Source organism: Campylobacter concisus, assembly GCF_002912895.1.
Lineage (GTDB): Bacteria > Campylobacterota > Campylobacteria > Campylobacterales > Campylobacteraceae > Campylobacter_A > Campylobacter_A concisus_G.
In genome coordinates this window covers 1-24,335 of sequence record NZ_POZX01000009.1, presented here as the reverse complement: position 1 = coordinate 24,335, position 24,335 = coordinate 1, and the positions used below count along the sequence as shown (strand labels likewise).

Genomic DNA, 24,335 nt, shown 5'->3' with positions numbered 1-24,335 from the left:
CTTCTATTTAGCCTCATCTGGATCTCTAAAACCCACATCCACACGCTTGCTCTCATCTAGCAGAGCCACCCTAAAATGCGCCTTTTTATCCTTAAAATCAATAAACGATATGTAAAGGCTCACGCTCTCATTTGGCGGCATCGTAAAATCAGGCAAAACTCGCTGCATATAGGTGTTCTGTCCTTGTCTTAGTGAAAAGACCATCTGCCTTGGATAGCGCCTAAAAAAGCTTTGCACGGTGATATTTGTACTATCAAATAGCGTCCAGCGAAAGTCAAACGTTTCAACCCTTTGAGTTCGCTTTTCAGTTATAAAGACCCTAGCCCACTCATCTTTTTTAAGCTCAAATGTATGCACTGAGCTTGGATCAAAATTTGGCTCTTTTGCAAAAGCAATGGAGGCAAGCAAAGCAATGAGCGCGAAAATCTTACTCATTTTGGCTTAAAATTTCTCCGCTAAGCTCGATATATAGGTCATTTACTCCGTTATAAATTTTATCTTGCTCTGAGACTATAAAATTTCTGATCTCGCCCTCGCTAATGCCATGCTTTTCGCAAAGCTCGCTCATAGCCACAAATTTTTCAAAAATTTTATCTATCTCGTTTTTAACCAAAACGGCATTTGCGTTAAACAAAATGTCATAAAATTTATCCCTCGCACTGCCCTCAAATATATCTATCATCGCTGTTTCTTTGAAAATTTCTTAAGATTATAGCCAATTAAAACTAAGTTAAAAATTTAATATTATCTCCCAAGCTTCGCTAACATTTTTAGCGTTATATGTGGCAGTTTTGCTCTCCTCGCCAAATCCCCAGCTAACTTGTAAGAAAGGCATATTTGCATTTTTGGCAGCTAGCTCGTCTTTTAGGCTATCTCCTACAAAGATCGCCTTACTAGCTTTAGTTTTACTAACAGCTAAGTAAAGCATCGCAGGATCAGGCTTTTGCGGTATCTCTTTGCTAGCGCCGATAACCTCGTCAAATAGCTCATAAATTTCATTTTTCTTTAAAATTTTCTCTAGCGTATCGTGTGGTGCATTGCTTGCCAAAACGACCTTGTAATGAGCCTCTTTGCACTTTTGCAAAAGCTCTTTTACGCCCTCATATGTAGTCGCGCACTCATCGTAAAATTTCTTAAATTTCTCTTCAAAACCCTCTTTTAAGCTCCTGCTTGGCATATCGATGCCATAAAACTCAAGGGGCAAATTTCTACCTGGCTCGTTGATCGCTTTTATAATAAATTCTTTTTCAAGTGGGGGCAAATTTAGCTCATCTCTTACTTCATTTACCGTTTTATATATCGCCTCGCCGCTATCGATCACTGTGCCATCCATATCAAGAATAACTACTTTCAATCCTCATCCTTAAATTTATTTTTATGTTTTTCTTTTTTATATGTCTTTTGATTTTTGAGCTTATCAAGTAGGTTTGCCGCCTTTAAAAGCTCTTCTTTTGAGGCATTTTTGATAAGCAAATTTATAAAATTTTCTAGTACCTTTGAGTATGGCTGATCAAGATAGACAGCCTCGACTTTTTCGATGACTTTCGCGTTTTTCTCCACTCTTTGGCGAAATTCAGCCTCGTCAAAATCATCTCTTTTTAGCCCGTTTATCGCTGATTTTGCAAATTTTTCTAGTGCACGAAGATATTTTACACGTTTAAATTTGTCCGTAACTTGGTTCAAATTTTTCCTTTTTTTTGGCAAATTATATCAAAATTTGATTTTATCCCCTAAATTTTGGCTTTGCTAATGTATAATTTACGCCAAAATTACCATAAAAGGAGCAAAAATGAGGCAAGAAACCGCTGCGATCCACGTAGGCTACGACACACATGAGGGCTTTGGCACGATGGCTGTGCCTATTTTTCAAAGCACAGCTTACGACTTTGGAAGCGCCGAGACTGCGGCTGCTAGGTTCGATCTAAAAGATGGTGGCCACATCTACACAAGACTTGGCAATCCAACGACAGATATCTTTGAAAAAAGGGTCGCTGCACTTGAGGGCGGAGCCGCTGCGATAGCGACTGCGAGCGGTCAGTCAGCTTTGTTTTACAGCATTATAAATTTAGCCCAAGCAGGCGATAATATCATCATTGCCAAAAAAATTTATGGCGGCACGACAGTACTTTTTACGCACACACTAAAAAGATTTGGCATAGAGGCCAGAGTCTTTGACAGCGACACGGCTGATGATCTGGAGGTCTTGATAGATGATAAAACAAGGGCTATATTTTTTGAAACACTTTCAAATCCGCAAATTTCTATCCCAAATATCGAAAAAATCGTAGAAACCTCAAACAAATATGGCATCATCAGCATCACTGATAACACCGTACCAACGCCTATCATCTTTCAGCCACTTCGCCACGGAGTCGATGTTTGCGTGCATAGTGCAAGCAAATACATGAGCGGTCAGGGCCTTAGCCTAGCAGGTGTGGTCGTAAGCGCAAATCACCTAAACGAAAAGCTAAAAGGCAACAAGAGATATGAGCACTTTAACGTGCCAGACGCGAGCTATCACGACATCGTATATGCTGATATGACGGATCGTTTTGATATCTATACGCTAAGAATGAGGCTTGCTATCGTGCGCGATATCGGTGCTGTGATCTCTCCTTTTAACTCTTGGCAGCTCATACAAGGCCTCGAAACGCTTGCTGTTAGGGTTGAGAGACACTCGCAAAACGCGCTAAAAGTGGCTAAATTTCTAAACTCTCACAAACATATAAAAAGCGTGGCATACCCAGGGCTTGCCGATAACGTAGATCACGCAAAGGCGCAAAAATACTTTAAAGATGGCATGGCAAATGGGCTATTTTGCTTTGAGACTGATAGCTTTGAGCGCGCAAAAAAGATGCTAGAGCGCGTAAGACTCTTTAAAATCGTGGTAAATATCGGCGATACAAAGTCACTCATCACACACCCAGCCTCAACGACCCACCAACAGCTAAGCAGTGAAGAGCTCATCAAAGCCGGCATCACAAAAGAGCTAATAAGAGTTAGCATAGGCCTTGAAAACGCTGAGGATCTAATCGCTGATCTGGCTCAAGCCTTAGAATAATCAAATTTCTAGCTCATTTTGGGCTAGAAATTTAACTCAACTTTTAAACCTTCTGTATGCTTTTGACCAAAATAATAAATCAATGTAAATTTTCTCATACACTGAAAATACGCCACATCGCATAGCTTTAATTAAAGGTCTATCGAATTTTAAAATTTCATAAACGATTAATTTCAGCTCTGATTTTAGTGGCAAGCTTTGCGAAACCAAAATTTAGTAGTCAATTCTTGCGAGTGAATGGAATTTTAAAATTTGCAAAAATATTTTTTAGAAATTTAAAGTTTTGTTTCATCAAAATGGAGACAAGGGGGGGGATTGAATTTTACTTCGCAGGCTCGCAACTACACGGCATATACGAGAAGTCGTCTCCTTATCTCTCTTTTAAAAATCCACTAAAACCACTCGCATATTAGAGGTAGCACACAAAGGTACTAACGCGCCGCATGCTATTAAAAACTCTGGCAAATTTTAAAATTTATGAGCGAGCATATCACGGCTCTAAATTTAGTGCTAAACGAAGTGTAGCCTAATTTTAGTAGTCTGCTAAGGCAAGCGAGTAAAGTTTTAAAAATTTACAAAGAGAAATGAAATGTGGCAAGTTTTATCAAAATTTTAATAAGTCAAATACTTAATCGTATCTTGATAAAGCACTTGATTTTCGCATTGTATCAGTAGCAAGTCATTTTCTTCAAAGATTGTTGAGCCAGTCGGCTTTTGATACTCGTTTTTACGCTTTATTAGGATTATTAAAAACTCAGTTGGAAGCTCAAGCTGAGCCAAATCTTTGCCAATTAGTTTTGAGCCATAGTGGATGGTATGCTGACGAAGTGTGTAGCTTAAGATCGGAGAGTTTTCTACTGCCTTAACATCCTCTTGCTCACTCTCTTTAACCTTAAATTTATCAGCTGCAAAGCCAAGCGACATGCCCTGTATCAAAATAGAAATCAAAACCATAAAAAATATAATGTTAAAAATCATATCTGCATCACGTACGCCATCGACATAAACATAGGTAGCTAGCACAACTGGCACAACGCCTCTTAGCCCAACCCAGGAGATAAAAATTTGCTCATTTATCTTAAATTTTGAAAATGCAAGCGATGCAAAAACACCAAGTGGCCTTGCAAAAAACATAAGCCACAAGGCCAAAACAAGCGCCATTAGTGCTGTTGCTGGAAGCTCGGAAGGATTTACCAAAAGACCAAGTGTTAAAAAGACAACTATTTGCATCGCCCAAGCGATACCGTCGTGAAAACCGACCAAATTTTTCTTGTGAGAAAACTCTTTTTTGTTTATAAAAATTCCAGCAATATAAACAGCCAGGTAGCCATTACCGCCAACCTTAAAGCAAAGTGTGTATAAAAGCAATATCCAAGCGATAGAAAAAACTGGATAAAGGCCCCAGCTTTTTAGGCGAAGTCTATTAAAGATAGCTGGCAAAGCAACGCCAAATAAATAGCCCATAGCGATACCTATGCCAAACTGCTTAACAAGTGTGATCGCCCACTCTGACGCACTTGGAGTGCTATTTAGTGAGATCATTTGAATGATCGTCATAGTTAAAAATATCGCCATTGGATCGTTTGAGCCAGATTCAAGTTCAAGCAATGGCGCAATGCTATTTTTAAGTGAAATTTTCTTAGCTCTTAGTATGGCAAATACCGCTACTGCATCTGTTGAAGAGATAATGGAGCCTAGTAAAAAGGCCTCCGCCCAAGTAAAATCAAGCAGATATTTTGCTACTGGAGCGATAGCTAGCGCAGTTAAAAAAACACCTAGTGTTGCAAGAGCCAAACCTCTACCAAAAATCGGTTTAATCGCTGCAAAATCAATATCTAGCCCACCAGCATAAAGTATAAATATGAGTGCCAGCATGCCGACATTTTGAGCGATTGCTTGGTCGTCAAAATTTACACCAAGCAGCCCGTCTGAGCCAGCCAGCATGCCAACACCTAAAAATATTATTAAAGATGGAATTCCGAATTTATCAGAGATCTTACTAAGAAGAATACTAGTTATAAGCAAAACTGCAAAAAATAGTAGTAAATTCTCCAAACAAGCTCCACAAAATTATATTAAATCATGCTTTCAAAAGCTTCAAATTTTTCTTGATTTGAAAGCATTTCAAGCAATACACCGTAATTATCTTTTATCTCATCTTGAAGCTTAGTAGTAAGCTCTTTAGCGTTTCTTCCGTCTTTTGGATAGCTTACTATCAAATCAATTGGCTCAGCGTTTAAAAACTCTTGAATACCTGATAATAGTTCGCTAGCTCCTCTTTCATTTGTTCCATGAAGTACGACCACATAATGCTCATTCTCTCTTACAACAACATCAGTTTGTCTTAAAAATTTTTCAAAAAGCTCACTATACTCTTTAGTGCTTGGCAAAGAAAAATATATCAAAGATAAATTTTTTGCATAATCTTTTACATTTTTATAACGATTTATAAAAGCTATTTCAAGATCTATTATTGATGAGATATCAACTGGTGAGAAAATTTTTGCTGCCATTTTTAGCCCTTTTTTGTTTATTATGTTTTATTTAAGTCACTATTATATCTTGTAAATTTTCAAAAACAAAGACATTCATTCCGTTTTTATATTCGTATCTAAATTTGAGTCCATGAGCATCAAGTATATTGCTAACTATATATAAACCTAGGCCAAAACTCTTTTGCGTATCCTCTCCTTTAATAAATGGTTGGATATAAAAGTCAAGATCATTTTTTAGCTTCTCGCCTTGAGTTATAAATTTCATATGATCCTTACTAACAACGATATTTACGTGCTTATCAGTTGAATATTTTATGCCATTGTCTATCATATTTTTTATAGCGACTGAAAATAGCTTGAAATCAACGAGCACCCTAACCTCATCAAGCTCACTGACACCAACACACTCTTTTTCCACCATGGCTATATCGATTGCTTCATCGATGAGATCCCTCATAAAACATGGCGTTTTATTGCTAAGTCCTATTTTTGATGTTATCTGCTCTATCGCTGCAAGTTCGTTTATTAAATTTTCAAGCTTGTGAAAGACAGAGATTAGCCTTTCTTGATTTTTACTTTTTTCTATCATTTGAGCGGCTATTAGGCCTTTTGTGATAGGAGTTTTTAGCTCGTGCATGATATTTCTTAAGAAAAGATGCCTTGAGTCATTAAGCGCCTTGATCTGACAAACCGCCTCATAAAATGCCTCTGAAACTTCAGAAATTTCATCCTTGCCGTTGCCAACATTTTGTACGCCGTCAAGCTCACCATTTGCAAATTTTACGATCTGACGCTTTAGCTTTCTAAGTGGTTTTATCTTATATATGACAAAAATGTAAGCACCTAGCAAAATGACCGCAACCACCAGAAAAACTGCCTTTATCACCTCGTATCTATAAGGCTGAAATTCCTTATCCATTAAAAGCTTTAGCTCGTCTAAATGCTCAATCCTTAAGTAGTGGTGCTTGTCATAAAGCAAGATCGCACTTGAACCTAAATCGCTTGAAATTTCTTCTAAAACGGTTGCTTGCTTTAAAATTTCATCTTTTCTCTTCTCGTCTATTATCTCTGGCATATCGATATTTGAAAGCTGGCGATCATACTGAGCTTTATTTATGATGCCACCCATATAAAATAAATTTGTCCTAGCAACGTTTGAGTATTTGTTATTTAGCTCTCTTGTATAGTTTTGCTTATCAAAGCCCATGAGCCACAAAAAAGCTAGAAATATCGAAACGAGCGCGAGTCCAAAGATAAAAGTTATGGTTATAAAAATAGACGATCTTGGCATCAAAGAACCAATTTATAGCCGATACCGCGGATCGCGTGGATGTATTTTGGCTCTTTTGGATTTTCATTTAATTTTTGGCGAATCCTGCCGATAATGACGTCGATACTTTTGTTTGAGCTATCTTCGTTTATGCTCTCGCAGTTATAGATAAGCTCCTCTCTAGTAACCGCTCCGCCCTCTTTTAAAAGTAGATATTTTAAGATGTCGTATTCTGCGGCAGTTAAATTTAGTACATTTCCTTTAAATAAAATTTCATGTTCAAATTCTTTTAAAACTAGGTCTTTATTTAAATTTCTCGCCTCACTTGCTGGGGTGATACTCTGCCTTCTTAGATGACTTTTGATACGAGCCAAAAGCTCTTGTGGGTCATATGGCTTTGGCAAATAATCATCCGCTCCGTTATCAAGAGCATTTACCTTATCTGTTATATCATGCCTTGCACTTGATATGATAATAGGGATATTGTGATTTTTCCTGATCTCTTTACAAACTTCCAATCCATCCATACCAGGCAATGTAAGATCTAGTATCACTAAGTCAAACTTACTTGTATTTAGCGTAGAAAGTCCGATATATGGCTCTTCAGCAGTCACTACTTCAATATCATAGTTTTCTAGATATTCAGTTAAAATTTCAGCAAGCTCCATATCATCTTCTATCATTAAAATTCTAGTCATGATCTTTCCTGTTGTAAATTTGATTTTTAAGGATTATAGCAGATTAAGATTTTAAAAATTTAAAAGGGTTAAGAGCTGAAATTTCAGCTCTTAGATGATTATTTTATAACAAGGCCTTGTATGATACCACCGCGATTTATCCACACTAGCGTCTTTTTACCTTTTGTATTTTTGATAGTATTTGCAAATGTTTGAAGATCTTTTATGCTTTCTTCACCAACTTGCACGATCACATCGCCTCTTTCAAAGCCAAAGTCTTCAGCTTTTGAGCCAGATTTTACATCAGTTACTAGCACGCCTTGAGTATCTGGGCTAATTTTGTATTTATATCTTATCTCATCGCTTAGATTGCTAACGCTAAGTCCTTCGATGATAATGCTTTTTGCTATGTCTTTTGAATTGTGATCAGCGTTTGCAAGCTTGATTTTTGCATTCATTATTTTATTTGATCGCTCGTAAGTTATATCAACACTACTATTTGGAGTTAGTGAACCGATGAAATTTTTAAGATCATTTGCGTTTTTTATAGCTTTGTCATTAGCTGATATAACCAAATCACCTCTTTTTAGTCCAGCTTCATCTGCTGGCATGCCTTGCTCTACGCCACTTATTAAAGCACCTTCTTTATTTGTGTAAAGCTCTTTTTGCTCATCAGTTAAATTTGCAATCGTAACGCCGATAAAGCCACGCTCGATCTTGCCGTCAGTTATCAGCTTTTTAGCGATATCTTTTACCATATTTGATGGGATAGCAAAGCCAATGCCGTTGTTGCCACCACTTTTTGAAAGTATGGCCGAGTTTATTCCGACTAAATATCCCCTGCTATCAACCAAAGCTCCACCTGAATTTCCTGGGTTTATAGAGGCGTCTGTTTGGATGAAATTTTCATATTGATTAAGGCCGATATTATCTTTATTTAGCCCTGAAATGATACCTTGAGTGATACTTTCACCAACGCCAAATGGATTACCTATTGCAAATACGACATCTGCGTCAAGTAGCTTTGATGAGTCTGCAAAAGTGATCGCATTTAGTCCGTTTGCCTCTATCTTTACGACAGCTAGATCGGTTTTTGGATCACTTCCTATTAGCTTTGCTTTATACTCTTTACCACCATTTGCAAGGGTTACGACTATTTGGTCGCTATCTTCTATAACGTGGTTATTTGTAACGATATATCCATCATTTGAGATAATAACTCCAGAACCAAGAGAAGTAGTTTTTTCTTTTTCTTTTGGTTTTGCAAAATTAAATCCAAAAAATTCATTGAAGAAAGGGTCGTTAAACATCTGCTCAATGCCAGCGTTATTTACCGTTTTTGTAGTTGAGATATTTACAACTGAAAGCTTTGCCTGAGCGATCGAGTCATAATAAGAAAGTACGCTATTTTTATCGCTAAGTGGCGAGACTCTCGTGGTATTAGAGTTAGCTTCATTAAATTTAATATCAGCCCCCACTAAAAAAGAAGCTGCTACTAATGAAATTAGCACAATCTTTTTCATTTTTTTCCTTTAAACTAAAAATTTTTGCAAATTATAAATATAGTGAAAAAATAAAATCTTAACACTTTTTCTTGTTATTAAACAAAAATAAACTTGACTTGCATAGACTAAAGCTTTGTGATATAATCCGTATCAAAAAAATATAAGGAGAATATATGAGTGAAAGCTTATATGAGACTTTAGGAGTTTCAAAGGGTGCCTCAAGCGACGAGATAAAAAAAGCTTATAGAAAACTTGCCAGAAAATATCACCCAGATATAAACAAAGACCCTGGAGCAGAAGATAAATTTAAAGAGATAAATGCTGCTTATGAAATTTTAAGCGACGATAAAAAACGAGCTCAATATGACCAGTACGGCGATACTATGTTTGGCGGTCAAAATTTCCACGACTTTGCTAGTAGTTCAGCCGATATGGGCGACCTAAATGAAATTTTAAAGAATATCTTCTCAGGTGGTTTTGGCGGCGGTGGAGCTAAATTTAGCAGCGGATTTGGTAGTAATTTTGGTGGATTTGACGGATTTAGTAGTGGTGGATTTGGCTTTGGCGGAGCTGATTTAGACGTAAACGCAAAAATTTCTATACCCTTTGACGTAGCTGTAACTGGTGGCGAACATAAGATAAATTTTAATGGCGAAAGCATTAAGATAAAAATTCCAAGTGGCATAGAAGGCGGCGAGAAGCTTCGTGTAAAAGGCAAAGGTAAAAGCGCTGGTGGTCAGAAAGGCGACCTCATACTTGCTATTAGTGTTGAGCCAAGCGACGAATATGAAAGAGTCGGAGACGATCTTTATAAAGATATAGAAATTCCACTAAAAACTATGCTTTTTGGCGGAAAAGTTAATGTGCATACTTACAAAAAAGATGTCACGATCAAGATCGCTGAGAACTCAAAAACAGGCACAAAGATCCGTTTAAAAGGATATGGCGTGCAAAATAGAAAGAGCGGAATTTATGGCGATCTTTACTTAAAAGCCAGGGTAAAACTTCCAAATATCAGTGAGCTTGATGAAGGCTTAGTAAAAGAGTTAAAAGAGAAATTACCGGAGTAAAAAAATGCAAAATTATGAAGAACCACTTTTTTTAATAAGCGTTGTTGCAAAGGTTTTAAGCATACATCCACAAACTTTAAGACAATACGAAAGAGAGGGACTTATCGAGCCATCAAGAACAGATGGCAAGATGAGGCTCTACTCACAAAAAGACGTTGATCGCGTAAAAACTATACTAAATTTAACACGCGAACTAGGTGTAAATTTAGCCGGCGTTGATGTGATACTTCAGTTGAAAGAAAAAATTGACGATTTAGAATCAACTATTGATGAGCTAAATAAAAAATTGCACGAAGCTACCAGCCAAACTAGCACAAAAAGATCGCTCGTAAAGAGAAAAAATAGCTTTGATCTAGTCTTTTATGAAGGTAAAAAATAATTTATGGAACAAATTTTAGAAGGTTTCTTGCTTGTTGCAGCGATCTCAGTCGCATTAAACGTCATTTTTAAAAAATTTCAGATACCAACCATCATCGGCTACATCGTAACAGGTACGCTTATATCAGAATTTTTCAACCTAAAAAGCAATGATGAAATTTCCCATATCGCGGAATTTGGTATCGCATTTTTGATGTTTACCATTGGGCTTGAGTTTAGTTTTAAACACTTAATGGGTATGAAAAAAGAGGTCTTTTTAAATGGCGGCTTACAGGTTTGTTTAAGTGGCTTTATAATGGGTGTGATGCTTTATTATACCCTTCACTTAAAAGACGAAACAGCACTTATTGCAGGTCTTGCGCTTGCACTATCATCAACTGCGATCGTGCTAAAGACACTAAACGATAGTGGCGATGTGAGTAAAATTTACGGCAGAAAAGCACTTGGAATTTTACTATTTCAAGATATTGCAGTCATTCCTATTTTGCTTATGATAGATATGTTTAGCTCGCAAGATGCTTCAATAAATGAGCTTTTGCTAAAGACATTTACAAGTGCGATTATTCTTATTGTTGTGCTATTTTTACTTGGTAAATATGTCATCAACTGGATATTTTATAAAGTTATTCAAACAAATTCGCAAGAGGTTTTTATAGCTACGATTTTATTTATGGTCGTTGGCTCTAGCACTTTGGCTCACTTCTTTGGCTTCTCATACTCTTTGGGTGCATTTTTGGCCGGTATGATGATGGCTGAGACACAGTATAAACACCAAATCGAAGTTGATCTCATACCTTTTAGAGATTTGCTCTTAGGGCTATTTTTTATAACCGTTGGTATGCAGATAAATTTTGCTGTCGTCATCTCAAACATCTGGCTTGTTCTTGGCCTAGTATTTAGTGTCATGGTTATAAAAGCGGTTGTTGTTTTTGCTATCTTAAATATCTATTTGAAGCGAAGAGTTGCTGCAAAAACCGCACTTAGTGTTTGTCAAATAGGCGAATTTGCACTAGCTGTTTTTGGACTAATGACTACTAGAAATTTACTTGATATACAAACAGCTCAAATTTTCATCGCAGCCTCTGTTATATCGATGTTTGCAACACCTTTTATACTTAAAAAGCTTGATGTCTTAGCTGATCTTGTAGAGCGTGAGGTGGTAGTTGAGTCAAACGAGACCTTAAAACCACAAAAACTAAAAAATCACATCGTAGTCTTTGGCTATGATAGGCTCGGTCAAGAGGTAGTTTTAAGACTAAAAGAGACAAAGCTTTTATACATCGTGCTTGATAATGATATCAGCCTAGTCGAGCTTGGTAGGAGCCGCGGGGAAAATGTATTTTTAGGAAATGTGCTTCAAAGCAACACTCTTGAAAACGCTTGCTTAGACGATGCAGCCGCTGTCATCATAACTGTAAATAACGAGCAAAGAGTTGAGCTAATCGCGCAAAAGATCAAAGACTACGGCGCAAATATCCAAACGATCATCAAAGCAAATGGCGAGGGCAACAAAGATATCTTTGGCGAGCTAGGCGAGAATTTCCACCTTATAAGCGAAGAGCGCGTCATGGCAAAAACCCTTGTTCACGAAGCCCTTCAGTGCAAGATCGACCACGACGTAAGAGCGTAGTAAATTTAGCTTCTTAAAACACGCTTTTTAAGTTCGTTTAAATAAATTGATAAAACTATTAGCAACTTTTTTAATTGTATAAGAAACAATAGAGAGATAATAAGACAAATCATTTTAAAGCTAAAAATTTGTCTAGCCACAACATCAATGCTAGTCTTAATGGGAAAGAAGTAAAAATTGATGAGCTATTAAAAGATAAAATATAGAATTTAGTACAAATTAAAATAAAAGCATATTATCTAATAATATGCTTTTAAAAACTAAATTTAAAGCCTAGTTTTGCCAGGCTTTTACTCATTTCTTAAAGTTTGAAGGACATTTACCTCAGTAGCTTTTTTGGCTGGATAATAAGACGAGATAGCCACGATAAACACAGCCCCAACTACGATCAGCACAAGATCGATGGTTGAGAGTTCAAGTGGTAGTTTGCTTGAGCCATAAACGTCAGCTGGCAGGTCTATGATGTTGAAATTTCCAAGTAAAAATAACCCCAAAAAGCCAAGCATCAAGCCAAATATAATGCCGCCACCGCCGATTACTAGCCCTTGATAGAAAAAGCTTCTTTTTATCTCACTTTTACTAGCACCAAGCGCAAGAAGCAAGGCAATTTCTTGCCTGCGGTTCATCACTGTCATTAGCAGCGAGCTTATGATATTTAGCGACGCCACAAGGATAATTAGCATCAAAACGATAAAAAGTGCTCGTTTTTCAAGTGCGAGTGCTGAGAAAAAGTTGCCATTTTGCTCCCACCAGCCAATGGCAACCGTGCCAGTTGGCAGGCCTTCACGCACTCTTTTTATATCATCAAATGGCTTATTTGAAAAGATATGAATTCCATCATAAACGCCTTTTGGATAGTCTAAAATTTTCCTCAAAGCCTCAACTGAAGTGTATGAAAACGCCTTATCGTAGGCAATTAGCCCAGATGTAAATGAGCCACCGATACCAAAGCGCTTCATCTTTGGCGTTAGCGAAAAGCCAGCAGGATCAGCCTTTGTAAAGATAAGCGTTAGTTTCTCATCATCTCTTAGCCTAAACTCGCTCATTATGCCACTTCCCACAAGTATCTCAAAACCATCTAGCTCTTTGTCTTTTAAAGCTTCATTTACGACTGAGTTTATCTGTTTTTCATCTTTAAAATTTACGCCATAAACCAGTCCGCCCTCAAGTGCATTTGCCGAGCGGTAAATGACCTGTGTGCTTATAAATGGACTAAATTTTAAATCGCTAAATCTAGCCTTTAGCTCATCAACAAAGTCATCATCAATGGAGCCCTTAAAGGCGCTTTGAACGGTTATTGGATAGTTCATAGTAAAAAGTTTACGCTCAAATTCTTTGTCAAATCCATTCATAATCGCCATCGCAACGATTAAAACCATAAGTCCGATGCTAACACCAAGAAAGGCAAGCAAGGCACTTAGAGTGATAAATGGCTGAGTTTTATCAAATCTTAAATATTTAAAAAGTAGATACTTTGGTAAGCTTGTCATCAAATAGCCTTTAAAAGATTAAGGCGCTTTTGGCGCCTTAAAAGTAGAAATTTTAAGCAAATATGCCTTTTTTAGGGCCACTTTTTCCGTGGCAATCTTTATATTTTTTACCACTTCCACAAGGGCATGGAGCGTTTCTTGGTATCTTTTTTTCAGGCGTGAAATTTTCATCCTCGCCTTGGTTGTTATAGCTTAAATTTTCATTTTCAGCATTTTGGCTAGCTTCAAGCATCATTCTAGCTTGCTCTTCTTGCTCCTCACGGCTCTTAAATCTTACAACCTGAAGCGTCTTAACACTCTCACTTTTTAGCCTGCTAACTAGCTCCATAAAGAGGTTATAGCTCTCTTTTTTGTATTCAACAAGCGGATCTTTTTGATTATACCCTCTAAGGCCGATGCCGGTTTTTAGGATATCCATTTGATAAAGGTGCTCTCTCCACGCATTATCAAGCACTTGAAGGTATAAAATTTTCTCTATCTCTTTTCTTTGATCTTCATTTAGCACGCTCATTTTTTCGTTATATCTTGCTTCAAAAATTTGCGCAAGCTTTTCTATTAGCTCATCATACTCTAGGCCTTTTAACTCGCTCTCGTCTATCTCTTCACCGCAGTCTGCAAGGATGATAGAGCATAAATTTTTAATATCAAAGTCATCTTTCAAGCCACCATGGAAAATTTCAGCCGTATCAAGTAAATTTGCAGCGTACTCTTTTCTATTTTGAGCTATCTTTTCGCTCATATCATAGTTTTTATCAAGTAGCTCGTCGCGGTATTTATAGATAGTCTTTCTTTGCTCATTTGCCACATCGTCATACTCAAGCAAGTGCTTTCTAGCCTCAAAGTGCAAGCTCTCAACTTTCTTTTGGGCATTTTCAACAGCTCTTGTTACCATTCGACTCTCGATGCTCTCGCCCTCATCGATACCAAGCCTATCCATGATCGCCTTTATGCGGTCACTACCAAAAATTCTTAAAAGATTATCTTCAAGACTTAGATAAAATCTACTCATGCCAGGATCGCCCTGACGTCCAGCACGGCCACGGAGCTGATTGTCTATCCTTCTACTCTCGTGCCTTTCAGTGCCGATGATATATAGACCGCCTAAATTTCTAACCTCATCATCGATCCTGATATCAACACCACGTCCAGCCATGTTTGTAGCGATAGTCACAGCACCTTTTACGCCAGCTTGTGCGATGATCTCGGCCTCTTTTTCGTGATTTTTAGCATTTAGCACAGAGTGTGGGATGCCAACTTTTTTAAGCATCTCGTGAAGCACCTCACTGCGCTCGATACTTGCAGTTCCCACAAGCACTGGCTGACCTTTTTCGTGAGCTTTTTTAACTTCGTCGATGACCGCTTTAAATTTCTCGTTTTGAGTTTTATAGATAAGGTCGTTTTGATCGATTCTTTTAACTGGCAGGTTTGTAGGGATCGAGATAACTTCAAGGTTGTAAATTTGAGAAAACTCAGTAGCTTCTGTCTGAGCCGTACCAGTCATGCCTGCAAGCTTTTTATACATCCTAAAATAGTTTTGATATGTTGTATCGGCTAGCGTTTGACTCTCTTCTTGAATTTTTACGCCCTCTTTTGCCTCAAGTGCTTGGTGAAGCCCCTCACTAAAACGCCTACCCTCGCTTAGACGTCCTGTAAATTCATCAACAATGACTACCTCACCATCTTTTACGACGTAATGAACGTCTTTTTCAAAGAGGTTGTGTGCCTTTAGAGCTTGATCTAGGTGGTGGCTTAGTATGGCATTTTCAAGGTTATATAAATTTTCAACACCAAATAATTTTTCAGCCTTGCTTATGCCAGCTTCTGTGATCATTATCGTTCTATTTTTTTCATCTACTATAAAGTCCCCAGTTGGCTTTGAGCCTGGCACATTTGGATCAGCTGGAGTGCCTCTAGTAAGCTGTTTTGCGACCTGATCGGCTCTTATGTAGCCATCAAGTGTGCGGTTTGTTGGACCTGATATTATAAGTGGTGTTCTTGCTTCATCTATCAAGATACTATCGACCTCGTCCACGATAACAAAGTTATGGCCTCTTTGTACCTTTTGACCAGCTTCAAATTTCATATTGTCACGCAAATAGTCAAAGCCAAATTCTGAATTTGTGCCGTATGTTATGTCGGCGTTATAAGCAGCTTGTCTTACTTCATCATCGTATCCACCGCTTAGTATCACATCTACGCTTAAGCCTAAAAAGTTATAAAGCTCGCCCATTTGTGTAGCGTCACGCTTTGCAAGGTAGTCATTTACAGTTACTACATGCACGCCCTTGCCACTCATCGCATTTAAGATAACTGGCAAAGTCGCCACCAAGGTCTTACCCTCGCCCGTTTTCATCTCAGCGATCCTACCCTCGTTTAGCACCATGCCGCCTATTAGCTGTACGTCAAAATGGCGCATCTTAAGCACCCTTTTGCTAGCCTCTCTAACGATCGCAAAAACATCATTTAAAATTTCATCTAAAGTGACTTTTTCTTCGACGACTTGGGATTTAAGCTCGTTAAATTTTATCTTAAGCTCATCGTCGCTCATCTTTTCATAAGTTGGTTCTAGCGCGTTTATCTGCGCCACACGTTTTATATACTTTTTGACTTCTCTATCGTTTTTGGTGCCAAAAATCTTTCTAAATACCGATGAAATCATTATTTTACCTTCCTAAATTTTTAAACTTTGGATCTTAGCATAGTTTAACTATTTATTTAATTAAACTGGGCTAGAATACGCCAAAAAAGGATAAAAAATGAGACAATTTCTAGTTGCATCTCTCGTTGCAGTTTGCTCATTTGGTGCTGGCTTAAATTTCAAAAGCCTGCAAAGTGACTTTACGCAAACTGTATTTAGCGAAGGCAAAAGCATAAATTATAAGGGTAGATTTTACGCAAAAAACGACAATACTGCACTTTGGATATATGAAAGTCCAACGCCAAAGAGAATTTATTTTAACAAAGAGCGTGTGATCGTGATTGAGGACGAGCTTGAGCAAGCTATCATTTCAAAGCTTGATGATACGCCAAATTTGACACAAATCTTGGCTCATGCGGAGCAAATTCAACCAACACTTTACAAAGCAATATACGACGGAGTTGAGTACTTTATAACTATTAAAAACACGCTTCCAACGACGATTGACTATAAAGACAAGCTTTCAAATAAAATAAAGATAACCTTAAGCAATCCAGTAAAAGATGCACTCATACCACAAGAGACGCTAACACCTGTCATTCCTCAAGGTTATGACATTGTAAATCAATAAATTTGGCTAGCTTTAGCCAAATTTACTCACTTCTCTCCAAAATCTTTTCCAAATTCTTGAACATTATTTAGATCAATAGGCTTTTGAACTACATCATTTGGATCTGGCGAGATGATGATCTCATTGCCTTTTTTCTTCTTTTCTGGTTTTGTTACAATCTCTTCATTAACACTTGGATCGGAGCATAAATTTTGGCTCTTTATTGCTTTTATGATCTCGCTTAGCTCAAGATTATTTATTACTTTTATATTTAAGATAAGCACATCATCAATATCAAGAGAGTGCTTTTTGGCTGCGTATTTTATGAAAAGCTCTTTAAATTTCTCTTTTCCCATTGAGGTTAGGATATCCTCCACGTAAAAGCTACCAACTATTATGTTTAAAGCATCAAGCACATACGCTTCATTTTCTTCAACGTCACGTCCGACAACTTCAAGGTTCATATTTATCTTTTTTGTTAAATTTTGTCCAGCTTTTGAGTAGATATCTGTTTGAAAATCTCTTACTTTTAGCACGTCTGCAAATACAAAAATACAAAAAGTAAGGCTTAAAAATAGCTTTTTCATAAATTCTCCTTAATATGCAAAAATACGTTTTCTTGGTAAAATTTCTTAACTTCGTCGTCAATTTTAACCACTTTTCTTAAATGCTGCCTAAAATCACTTTTTTTATCATAAAAAAGTTTTAAATTTTTAGGACTTACTGCACGAGAAAGTGCGACGTAGAGTTGTCCTTTGGCAAAAATATGGTTGATATTACAAATGAGCGAGTTTATGCTCATTCCTTGAGATTTGTGGATGGTTAGGGCATAGGCAAGCTTAAATGGAAACTGATGGAGCGATGCCTGTACATTTTCTTCGATCTCATCTTCGTTTAAATTTAACGAACTAAATATATAAGCGGCTTTTTCTATCTCACAAATTTCGCCGCTATCTTTTTTCACGATCACGCTTGAGATGATGCCATTTTCTTTTAAAATTTGCATGATCTTGCCTTGCTCACCGTTATAGTACTCGCCCCATTTATTTGACGTAAAGATGATCTTAGCGCCTATCTTCATCTCCAAATCCCTTGAGATATTTAGTGTATTTGCCCATTTTTCAAACTCTTTTTTATCTAAATTTTCATCCAAAATGCTCACATCTGAGTTTGAAATTTCAAGTGGCGTGTCAAGTTCTGAAAGCCTTTTTTGATTTAGCATTTCAGCCTCAGCGTTTCTACCAAAAAGCACACTCGTATCATCATCTGGCTCTATCTTGACCACTCTTAAACTCTCTATGTAGCTCATTATTTCATCATCTAGCTCGCCTACTCGCAGCCTAGAGAGAATCTCATAAAATTTAAGATCGTTTGTACGTTTTGAGACTAGTAGCTCAACATTTGTAAATTTCATATCCTCCCACGCACTGGAGTTAAAAGCGTATAAAAAATTAAAAAGCCTATTTTCGTTTTGCTCCTTTTGCACTGGCGGAAGCTGATAAAAATCACCCACTATAAGCACCCTGCCTTTAAATTTAGAGGTGAGCAGGCGATATCTTATCATCTCCATTAAATCTGAACTCACCATTGAAATTTCATCAATTACAAGCAGATCACATGCATCAAGCATATTTCTTAGCTTGCTTAGTTTGTCTTTTTGATGATAGTCAAAGCGCCTTAGCTCCTCGTAGTCCTTGCAGTAGCCAAATTTAAAAAAGCTATGCAAACTAACTCCTCCAAGGCTAACGGCACTTATGCCAGTTGAGCCAAGAATGATGACGTTTTTAAAATTTTCTTTGTAGTGTCTGATGACAGAGGCCGTTAGATAACTCTTGCCAACGCCTCCACCACCAGTTAAAAAGACGTTTGAGCGAGATAAAATTTCTAAAATTTGATCTAGCATCTACTCAAACATCTCTGGGCGATACTCAAAGTGCATCGTATCAAAGTGCTTCCAGCGTCCACCCCAGATAAATTTATGTTTTTCAAAAACACGCACTATCTTTTCAGGGATGAGGTTTTGGTAGCCACTACTCCACTGCCAGTAGTGGCTCTTTTTCACATTTATATCGATCGCAATGCCGTAGCTGTGAGGACTCAAGCGGTTTGTGCCAGCGATGATGCGCCATTTAAATGTCCCACCTGGATTTTTTAAATACTCAAGCAAGCTCGCATCGCTTTTTACCATATCGTTGAGCTCATTGCTTACGTCTTGCAAAGCAGCTGCGGCTCCATTTTTAGAGTTAAATGGTAGTTTTAGCGCAAGGCTATCTTTTAGCCAAACAACATCTACCAAATTTGCTTTTACTTCACTCTCGCTTGAGCCATAAATTTTTCCTAAAAATTCATAATTTCTACATCTGCCAGCATCGCTTAGTGCGGTGCTAAGTGGCGAAAATGCAGCGTAATCAAGCGCGTTCATATCCTCTATATCAGCACCGATACTACACTCATCATCTTTTTGTTTAAAGTCATCATAGACAAATATTGTTCCATCACCAAATTTGACCAAATTATCCTCAACCTTAACATCATAAGCCCTTTGTAAAGCTGAAATTTTTCTAACTTTATCACTTATTACATTTTCGGGCTTTATCACATTTATAGAATCAACCTTTGAAATAAGCAAATTTGAGTTTTGTATATCGCTTCTGTTTTGTCCGATGTTTAATGTAGTTACTGCCGTAGCACCGATTAACGCTCTACCGTTATTTTCAGTTTTTAACCCCCAAGCATCATGCACCACGTAGATATCATCGCCCTTGTACCCAGCATAAAGCATTATGTGCCCTGGCAGATGCACAAGCGTAAGATATGGCACCCCTTTTTCTTTTATCTCTTTTGTTTTAGCAGCGTTACTAAGCCCTTTTAGATCAAATTTTTGTCCCATATTTGCTTGAGCTTTTGAGTTTCTAGGTAGCCACACACCAAAGCTAGCTAGCAGATCTTTCGTAAAAAGCGAGCAATCCCTTAGCTTATCGACCCCACCCCAACCATAAGGCTGAGTAAGAAGGGAGCTAATAAGTGTTTTTAGATTTGAGTCGTTAAATTTAAGAGGAAAAAGAGCACCAAAAGACTTTGGCAACACAAATTCTCTTAAAAGATTTCTTACATAAATTTTACCGTAGTAGTTTTTATCATCCTGTGCCAAAACAGGAAGTATCGCCCCAACTCTTGAGTAAAATAAGAAATTTCCAGCCTTGTCATAAACTGGCATTTTATCCGTTTTTATAGTTACAAAACTTGACTTTTGATAGGCATTTACCTCATCATCGCTTATAAATTTTATATCCTCGACCTTTATCCAGCCCCAAACCGCATCATCACTAACAAACGCCCAAGCCCTGTCTTTAGAAAGATGCGATACAAAGAGCGGATGAGCGATGCTTAGGGTTGATTCTTGCAGATAATCAAACGGATAGCCCTCGCCTGGAGTTTGCGGATTTAAAAATATCGGCTCATCGGTTGGAAAATTTCTTAAAGCAGTGTTTGCCGAAGTTAGAGCATAAGCAGAGATACTTGAAAGAGCTGAAAAATTTGCATTGTCCTTTTGTGCGTCAAACCAGCTTTGAGGTATCTGTCTAAAATTTGAGCCAAAATACTTTCTCTTTTCGCTTGGCTTATATATATTAAATGCCCAAAAGACATCGTTTGGATTAAATTTTACACCCCTTAATGTAAAAACCTTAAACCTTCTTTTTAAAATTTCTTCTTGGTCAAAGCTTGCACTTTGCATATTTTGAGGTAGCGACGAGGCATCTTGCTTAATTTCAAAATCAAGCAAACTAATGCGTTCATTTGGCTTATATACGTTTTCATCTGGTAAAGAATTTTGCACACTTGGCTTTGGTTGGGTCTGCGAACATCCCAAAAATAAAGCAATACTAAATGCTAAAAATATACCCTTTTTCAACTTTTTTCCTTATCCTTAAAAATAGCTTCTACAATCAAAACAAAAATATAAAACATCTTTTCATCGTTATTTTTACAAATTTGTTTCATAGTCTCATTCACGCTTTTTACTTTTATGTCATTTGACCTTAAAATTTCTACAATATCAGAGCCAAATTTCTTTGAAAGCTCGCCCACTTTTACATCATTTAAAGCATTTAAAAACCTAGTTGTATTGCAGTCCATCTGCACTGGCTTGTGATTTAAGATATTTTTAAACTCAAGGCTTAGCTTCTTTAACTTTTTCTTCTTAACATAACTATGAACAATCGTCAAGACAACCAAACTAAAGCCAAAGAAAATATGTAAATTCAGCGAACTTTCACTCATCTCCCCATTTAAGAAAAGAACGCCGCTCATAAAAAGACCGATCACACAGATAAAAAGCAGCAACAAGATGATATATTTAAAAATCACCTCAAGTATAATGTTGTCTTTTAGCCTATCAAACATCAAGCCCTACTATCTCATCTTCGCTGTAAACTAAAATTTCATTTTCTTTTAGCAGTTTTGCTGTGATGCCATCGCCTAAAATAAGCCTCTTACTAAAGCTTCCATCATAAATTTGCCCACTTCCACAACTTGGACTTTTTGATTTTAAAATAGCCTTTTTACAACCATTTAGTTTGGCTATTCTCAGGCAAATTTCTGCTCCTTTTTTAAAATTTTCACTCACATCTTTACCTGAAAATTTACAAATAACTGCACCATTTTTCATCTCAGCCGGTTCCCTCGGCGTGCTAAGTCCACCATAAACTTCAGGACAAACAAAAAGCAGATGATATCTCTTTGAAATTTCATCCAAAACATCTTTATTTAAGAGATTATTTTCGCCGTTAAATTTACAATTTATGCCGACCAAGCAAGCACTTATTAAGATTTTTTCTCTCAAAGCCCGGCTTCTTTTAAAAGTTCGCCAGCATAAATTTCTCGAAGTTTGCTTGAAATTTCTCCTACTTTTGCACCATTTATCGCATTGCCATCAGCATAAACGACTGGTAGGAGTATGAGCGTCGCGGCCGAGATAAAGACTTCATCAGCACTATAAACTTCATCCATGCTAAATTTTCGCTCCTCTATCTTTAGACCGATATCTTTAGCAATCTTTAAAAGTCTCATACGGCGAATTCCTGGCAAAATTTCATTTGAAAGTGGTTTTGTGATTAGAGTTTTATCCTTGATGATAAAAGCACTCGAGCTACAACCCTCTGTGACAAAGCCATTTTCCACCATAAAGCCCTCATCTGCACCTTTTTTGTGAGCTTCATTTTTAGCGTAGCATTGAGCCAGAAGTGAGATAGACTTGATATCACGCCTCTTCCACCTGATATCCTCGATACTTACCACTTTTATGCCAGTTTTTGCAGCAGGATTGTTTAAAATTTCACTCTCGTAACAGAAAATAAAGACACTTGGTGTTAAATTCTCCATAAAATAGAAATTTCTAAACGCCACGCCTCTTGTTACTTGCATGTAAATTCCGCCTTCTTTTAAGGCATTTTTGGAGATTATCTTGTTTAAGATCGCTTCAAATTTTTCCTTTTCGTAGGGCAAATTTATATCTATTTCATTTAAGCTTCTTTCAAATCTCGCCCAAAATCCATCTTTATCAACCATTTTTGAATTTATCACAGGCACAACCTCATAAATTCCATCACCAAATATAAATCCTCTATCAAAAGCACTAACTTTTGCCTCATCTTTTTGCAAAAATTCTCCATTTAAAAAGACGGTTTGTAAAGCTTGATCTGCCATTTTTAGCTCCTTAAATTTTGGGCAAATTGTATCTAATTTTGTTTGAATTTATAGATTCTTAGATATAATAAGCCAAAATTTCAAAGGTAAAAAGTCTATAAAAAATGCAAGAAACTTTAAAAGATAGAATCATAAAAAACGTTTTTTTTGTTTCAAAACAGCCAGTTTTATTCAGGGATCTACTTGAAGCAAATGCCCTTTTTAACGAAGGTATGCTAATAGATGGAGCAAAGCTAAATTTTAGATTTAACCACATCAAGCTCTATCAGATTTACGCACTTATCTGTTTTGCCATTTTATTTCCATTGTTAATCATCACGCATCATTTTTTAGCAAAGACTGACGCGCATATATCGATAATAGCGACTGCTGTCGTCACTTCGGCCGTTTTTATTGGCTTTGATATGTTTAAAGTTTGGGCAAGAAGAGAGATAAGCCACGATCTTATCAAGAAAGCATGGAGTGTGCATTTTCCTTATTTTAGCTATGAAAAATACTCAAGCAAGGTCGAAGAAATTTATAATACTGCTATAAAAAATGACATATCAAAAAAAGATTTAGAACAATATATATATGAAAAGCTAATCTCTCAAAAAGAAAGTAATTAGTAAGTTAAGCTAGGCTTTGTTTATTGAGTTAATTTTATTTTTGTGCAGTTGTATACAAAATGACTATATTATTTGCCAATGTAATTGAATCACTAAAATTTAAAAAACTTTAAATGTTTAGTTATTTCCATTGACGCTCTTGCATATTGTTTAAAATTTGATTTTTATAACGTAAATTTTCAAGCTTTATATTAAGGGCTCTATTTTCCTCTAAAAGCATATCTCGTTTACCACTGATGTCGGCTATATCCCTACTTATATAATAAATTTGATTTGCTATGTAAATTTTTGGCAAAAATATAGCTAGAGCTATAAAAACAGCTAAATAGACCATCACTAATGTCTTGAAGCTTAAATTTACCTCACGTTTTTGCTCCTCGTCGTGAAGCGTTAGTAGCTCTTCTTTTTCTTGCATCTTTATCCCTTTATCTTAAAAACCCGCAGTTTTGCGCTCTTGCTTCGTGAGTTTACCTTTAACTCATTTTGGCTTGCTGTTAGTGGCTTTTTGGTTAAAATTTCTCCTAGTTCGTGATTGTTTCCGCATTCACATCTATAGACGCCAGGTAGGCAGATACAGCTATTTGCCCATTTTTTAAAGCGCTCTTTTACGATCCTATCTTCGAGCGAGTGAAACGTAATAATTGCCACAAGACAATCTTTAAACCCACATTTTTCTATACTATCAAGTAAATTTGTTAGCTCATCTAGCTCACCATTTACCTCTATCCTGATGGCTTGAAAGGCAAGTATTGCAGGGCTAACTCCGCGCCCTTTTATCTGGGCTGTACCTATTAAATTTGCAAGCTCTTTTGCACTCGTTATCTTGCCTAAATTTCTAGCATTTATAATCTTGTTTGTAATCCCAACAGCATTTTTTAGCTCGCCATAATCTCTAAAAATTCTAACCAACTCATCAAAAGAGTATCCATTTACAACGTCATATGCGCTAAAATTTCGCTCTTTATCCATGCGCATATCAAGCGCGCTTGAGCCAAGACTAAAGCCTCTATCATCTTTATCTATCTGAAGTGAGCTAACACCGATGTCAGCCAAAATTCCTCTAATATTTAAAATTTCTTCTTGACTTAGCTTGCTAGTCAATTCAGAGAAGTTACTTTTATAAATTTTAACCCTACTACCAAATGGCTCAAGTTTTTTTAGTGAAAAATTTATAGCTTCGTTATCTCTATCACAGGC

Annotated in this window: 24 protein-coding genes and 2 pseudogenes; 6 read left to right on the top strand and 20 right to left on the bottom strand. The window is 36.9% G+C overall.

Annotated elements, in window-relative coordinates; translation table 11 throughout:
- Positions 1–3: 3 nt before the first annotated feature.
- The 4 genes from CYP51_RS00645 to CYP51_RS00630 are packed head-to-tail and all read right to left on the bottom strand — an operon-like array spanning position 4 to position 1,683.
- Positions 4–435: a hypothetical protein gene (locus tag CYP51_RS00645; RefSeq protein WP_087584352.1), complete on the bottom strand. Its 432-nt coding sequence runs from the start codon at positions 433–435 to the stop codon at positions 4–6.
- On the bottom strand, positions 428–682 hold the full coding sequence (locus CYP51_RS00640; RefSeq protein ID WP_087578691.1) for a DUF2018 family protein: 255 nt from the start codon (positions 680–682) through the stop codon (positions 428–430). Before CYP51_RS00640 ends, CYP51_RS00645 begins: the two co-directional genes overlap by 8 nt.
- A gap of 48 nt (positions 683–730) precedes the next feature.
- A complete protein-coding gene (locus tag CYP51_RS00635) occupies positions 731–1,354 on the bottom strand; it encodes an HAD family hydrolase (RefSeq protein ID WP_103623981.1) in 624 nt (207 codons plus the stop codon).
- The gene (locus CYP51_RS00630; RefSeq protein ID WP_103623980.1) at positions 1,351–1,683 is read right to left on the bottom strand and encodes a hypothetical protein; all 333 of its coding nucleotides are present in this window, start codon (positions 1,681–1,683) and stop codon (positions 1,351–1,353) included. The genes CYP51_RS00635 and CYP51_RS00630 overlap by 4 nt, the downstream gene beginning before the upstream one ends.
- A 106-nt stretch (positions 1,684–1,789) precedes the next feature.
- On the opposite strand from CYP51_RS00630, the gene CYP51_RS00625 reads away from it, so the two are divergent.
- A complete protein-coding gene (locus tag CYP51_RS00625) occupies positions 1,790–3,061 on the top strand; it encodes an O-acetylhomoserine aminocarboxypropyltransferase/cysteine synthase family protein (protein ID WP_103623979.1) in 1,272 nt (423 codons plus the stop codon).
- Between the two features lie 612 nt (positions 3,062–3,673).
- Here CYP51_RS00625 and CYP51_RS00620 read toward each other — a convergent pair.
- From CYP51_RS00620 to CYP51_RS00600, 5 genes are all read right to left on the bottom strand, one after another.
- Positions 3,674–5,116 carry a potassium/proton antiporter gene (locus CYP51_RS00620; protein ID WP_103623978.1) on the bottom strand — a complete coding sequence of 481 codons (1,443 nt, stop codon included), beginning with the start codon at positions 5,114–5,116 and terminating at the stop codon, positions 3,674–3,676.
- A 20-nt stretch (positions 5,117–5,136) separates the two neighbouring features.
- Positions 5,137–5,574 carry a pyridoxal-5'-phosphate-dependent protein gene (locus CYP51_RS00615; protein ID WP_103623977.1) on the bottom strand — a complete coding sequence of 146 codons (438 nt, stop codon included), beginning with the start codon at positions 5,572–5,574 and terminating at the stop codon, positions 5,137–5,139.
- Between the two features lie 31 nt (positions 5,575–5,605).
- Positions 5,606–6,847, bottom strand: coding sequence for an ArsS family sensor histidine kinase (locus CYP51_RS00610; protein ID WP_103623976.1), 1,242 nt, complete (start codon positions 6,845–6,847; stop codon positions 5,606–5,608).
- The gene (locus tag CYP51_RS00605) at positions 6,847–7,524 is read right to left on the bottom strand and encodes a response regulator transcription factor (RefSeq protein WP_021090796.1); all 678 of its coding nucleotides are present in this window, start codon (positions 7,522–7,524) and stop codon (positions 6,847–6,849) included. The genes CYP51_RS00610 and CYP51_RS00605 overlap by 1 nt, the downstream gene beginning before the upstream one ends.
- A gap of 98 nt (positions 7,525–7,622) precedes the next feature.
- Complete coding sequence (locus CYP51_RS00600) at positions 7,623–9,026, bottom strand: Do family serine endopeptidase (protein ID WP_103623975.1); 1,404 nt, start codon at positions 9,024–9,026, stop codon at positions 7,623–7,625.
- A 155-nt stretch (positions 9,027–9,181) separates the two neighbouring features.
- On the opposite strand from CYP51_RS00600, the gene CYP51_RS00595 reads away from it, so the two are divergent.
- Genes CYP51_RS00595 through CYP51_RS00585 form a run of 3 tightly spaced genes read left to right on the top strand, consistent with a single transcriptional unit; the run spans position 9,182 to position 12,086 of the window.
- Positions 9,182–10,078, top strand: coding sequence for a DnaJ C-terminal domain-containing protein (locus CYP51_RS00595; RefSeq protein ID WP_087578683.1), 897 nt, complete (start codon positions 9,182–9,184; stop codon positions 10,076–10,078).
- A gap of 4 nt (positions 10,079–10,082) precedes the next feature.
- Positions 10,083–10,457, top strand: a complete 375-nt coding sequence (locus CYP51_RS00590) for a heat shock protein transcriptional repressor HspR (protein ID WP_072594938.1) — start codon at positions 10,083–10,085, stop codon at positions 10,455–10,457.
- Positions 10,458–10,460: 3 nt separating this feature from the next.
- Positions 10,461–12,086, top strand: a complete 1,626-nt coding sequence (locus tag CYP51_RS00585; protein WP_103623974.1) for a cation:proton antiporter — start codon at positions 10,461–10,463, stop codon at positions 12,084–12,086.
- A gap of 290 nt (positions 12,087–12,376) precedes the next feature.
- On the opposite strand, the gene CYP51_RS00580 is transcribed toward CYP51_RS00585, so the two are convergent.
- From CYP51_RS00580 to secA, 3 genes and pseudogenes are all read right to left on the bottom strand, one after another.
- Positions 12,377–13,576 (bottom strand): ABC transporter permease, encoded by a 1,200-nt coding sequence (locus CYP51_RS00580; protein ID WP_103623973.1) that lies wholly within the window; start codon positions 13,574–13,576, stop codon positions 12,377–12,379.
- A 52-nt stretch (positions 13,577–13,628) separates the two neighbouring features.
- Positions 13,629–13,730 (bottom strand): annotated as a pseudogene (locus CYP51_RS10230) (SEC-C metal-binding domain-containing protein); the annotation flags it as partial.
- A 108-nt stretch (positions 13,731–13,838) separates the two neighbouring features.
- Positions 13,839–16,235 (bottom strand): annotated as a pseudogene (gene secA, locus CYP51_RS00575) (preprotein translocase subunit SecA); the annotation flags it as partial.
- Between the two features lie 97 nt (positions 16,236–16,332).
- Between secA and lolA the strand changes: the two are divergent.
- Positions 16,333–16,845, top strand: a complete 513-nt coding sequence (gene lolA / locus CYP51_RS00570) for a LolA-like outer membrane lipoprotein chaperone (RefSeq protein ID WP_103623971.1) — start codon at positions 16,333–16,335, stop codon at positions 16,843–16,845.
- Positions 16,846–16,871: 26 nt separating this feature from the next.
- On the opposite strand, the gene CYP51_RS00565 is transcribed toward lolA, so the two are convergent.
- From CYP51_RS00565 to CYP51_RS00540, 6 genes are read right to left on the bottom strand one after another with little or no spacing between them, the layout of a single operon-like run.
- Positions 16,872–17,411: a hypothetical protein gene (locus CYP51_RS00565; protein WP_103623970.1), complete on the bottom strand. Its 540-nt coding sequence runs from the start codon at positions 17,409–17,411 to the stop codon at positions 16,872–16,874.
- Positions 17,408–18,727, bottom strand: coding sequence for an ATP-dependent DNA helicase (locus CYP51_RS00560; RefSeq protein WP_103623969.1), 1,320 nt, complete (start codon positions 18,725–18,727; stop codon positions 17,408–17,410). The genes CYP51_RS00565 and CYP51_RS00560 overlap by 4 nt, the downstream gene beginning before the upstream one ends.
- Positions 18,728–20,737 (bottom strand): bifunctional C40 family peptidase/M15 family metallopeptidase, encoded by a 2,010-nt coding sequence (locus CYP51_RS00555; RefSeq protein WP_103623968.1) that lies wholly within the window; start codon positions 20,735–20,737, stop codon positions 18,728–18,730. It lies immediately after the preceding gene.
- A complete protein-coding gene (locus CYP51_RS00550; protein WP_103623967.1) occupies positions 20,734–21,228 on the bottom strand; it encodes a chemotaxis protein in 495 nt (164 codons plus the stop codon). The genes CYP51_RS00555 and CYP51_RS00550 overlap by 4 nt, the downstream gene beginning before the upstream one ends.
- Positions 21,221–21,667: a DUF523 domain-containing protein gene (locus CYP51_RS00545; RefSeq protein ID WP_103623966.1), complete on the bottom strand. Its 447-nt coding sequence runs from the start codon at positions 21,665–21,667 to the stop codon at positions 21,221–21,223. Before CYP51_RS00545 ends, CYP51_RS00550 begins: the two co-directional genes overlap by 8 nt.
- Positions 21,664–22,530: a D-amino acid aminotransferase gene (locus CYP51_RS00540; RefSeq protein ID WP_103623965.1), complete on the bottom strand. Its 867-nt coding sequence runs from the start codon at positions 22,528–22,530 to the stop codon at positions 21,664–21,666. The genes CYP51_RS00545 and CYP51_RS00540 overlap by 4 nt, the downstream gene beginning before the upstream one ends.
- Positions 22,531–22,634: 104 nt before the next feature.
- On the opposite strand from CYP51_RS00540, the gene CYP51_RS00535 reads away from it, so the two are divergent.
- Positions 22,635–23,138 (top strand): hypothetical protein, encoded by a 504-nt coding sequence (locus tag CYP51_RS00535; RefSeq protein ID WP_103623964.1) that lies wholly within the window; start codon positions 22,635–22,637, stop codon positions 23,136–23,138.
- A 121-nt stretch (positions 23,139–23,259) separates the two neighbouring features.
- Here the strand turns inward: CYP51_RS00535 and CYP51_RS00530 are convergent, their stop codons facing one another.
- Positions 23,260–23,553 (bottom strand): hypothetical protein, encoded by a 294-nt coding sequence (locus tag CYP51_RS00530; protein WP_021090986.1) that lies wholly within the window; start codon positions 23,551–23,553, stop codon positions 23,260–23,262.
- Between the two features lie 2 nt (positions 23,554–23,555).
- Positions 23,556–24,335: 16S rRNA (cytosine(1402)-N(4))-methyltransferase RsmH (rsmH, locus tag CYP51_RS00525; RefSeq protein ID WP_103623963.1), on the bottom strand; the 780-nt coding region annotated here is incomplete at its 5' end.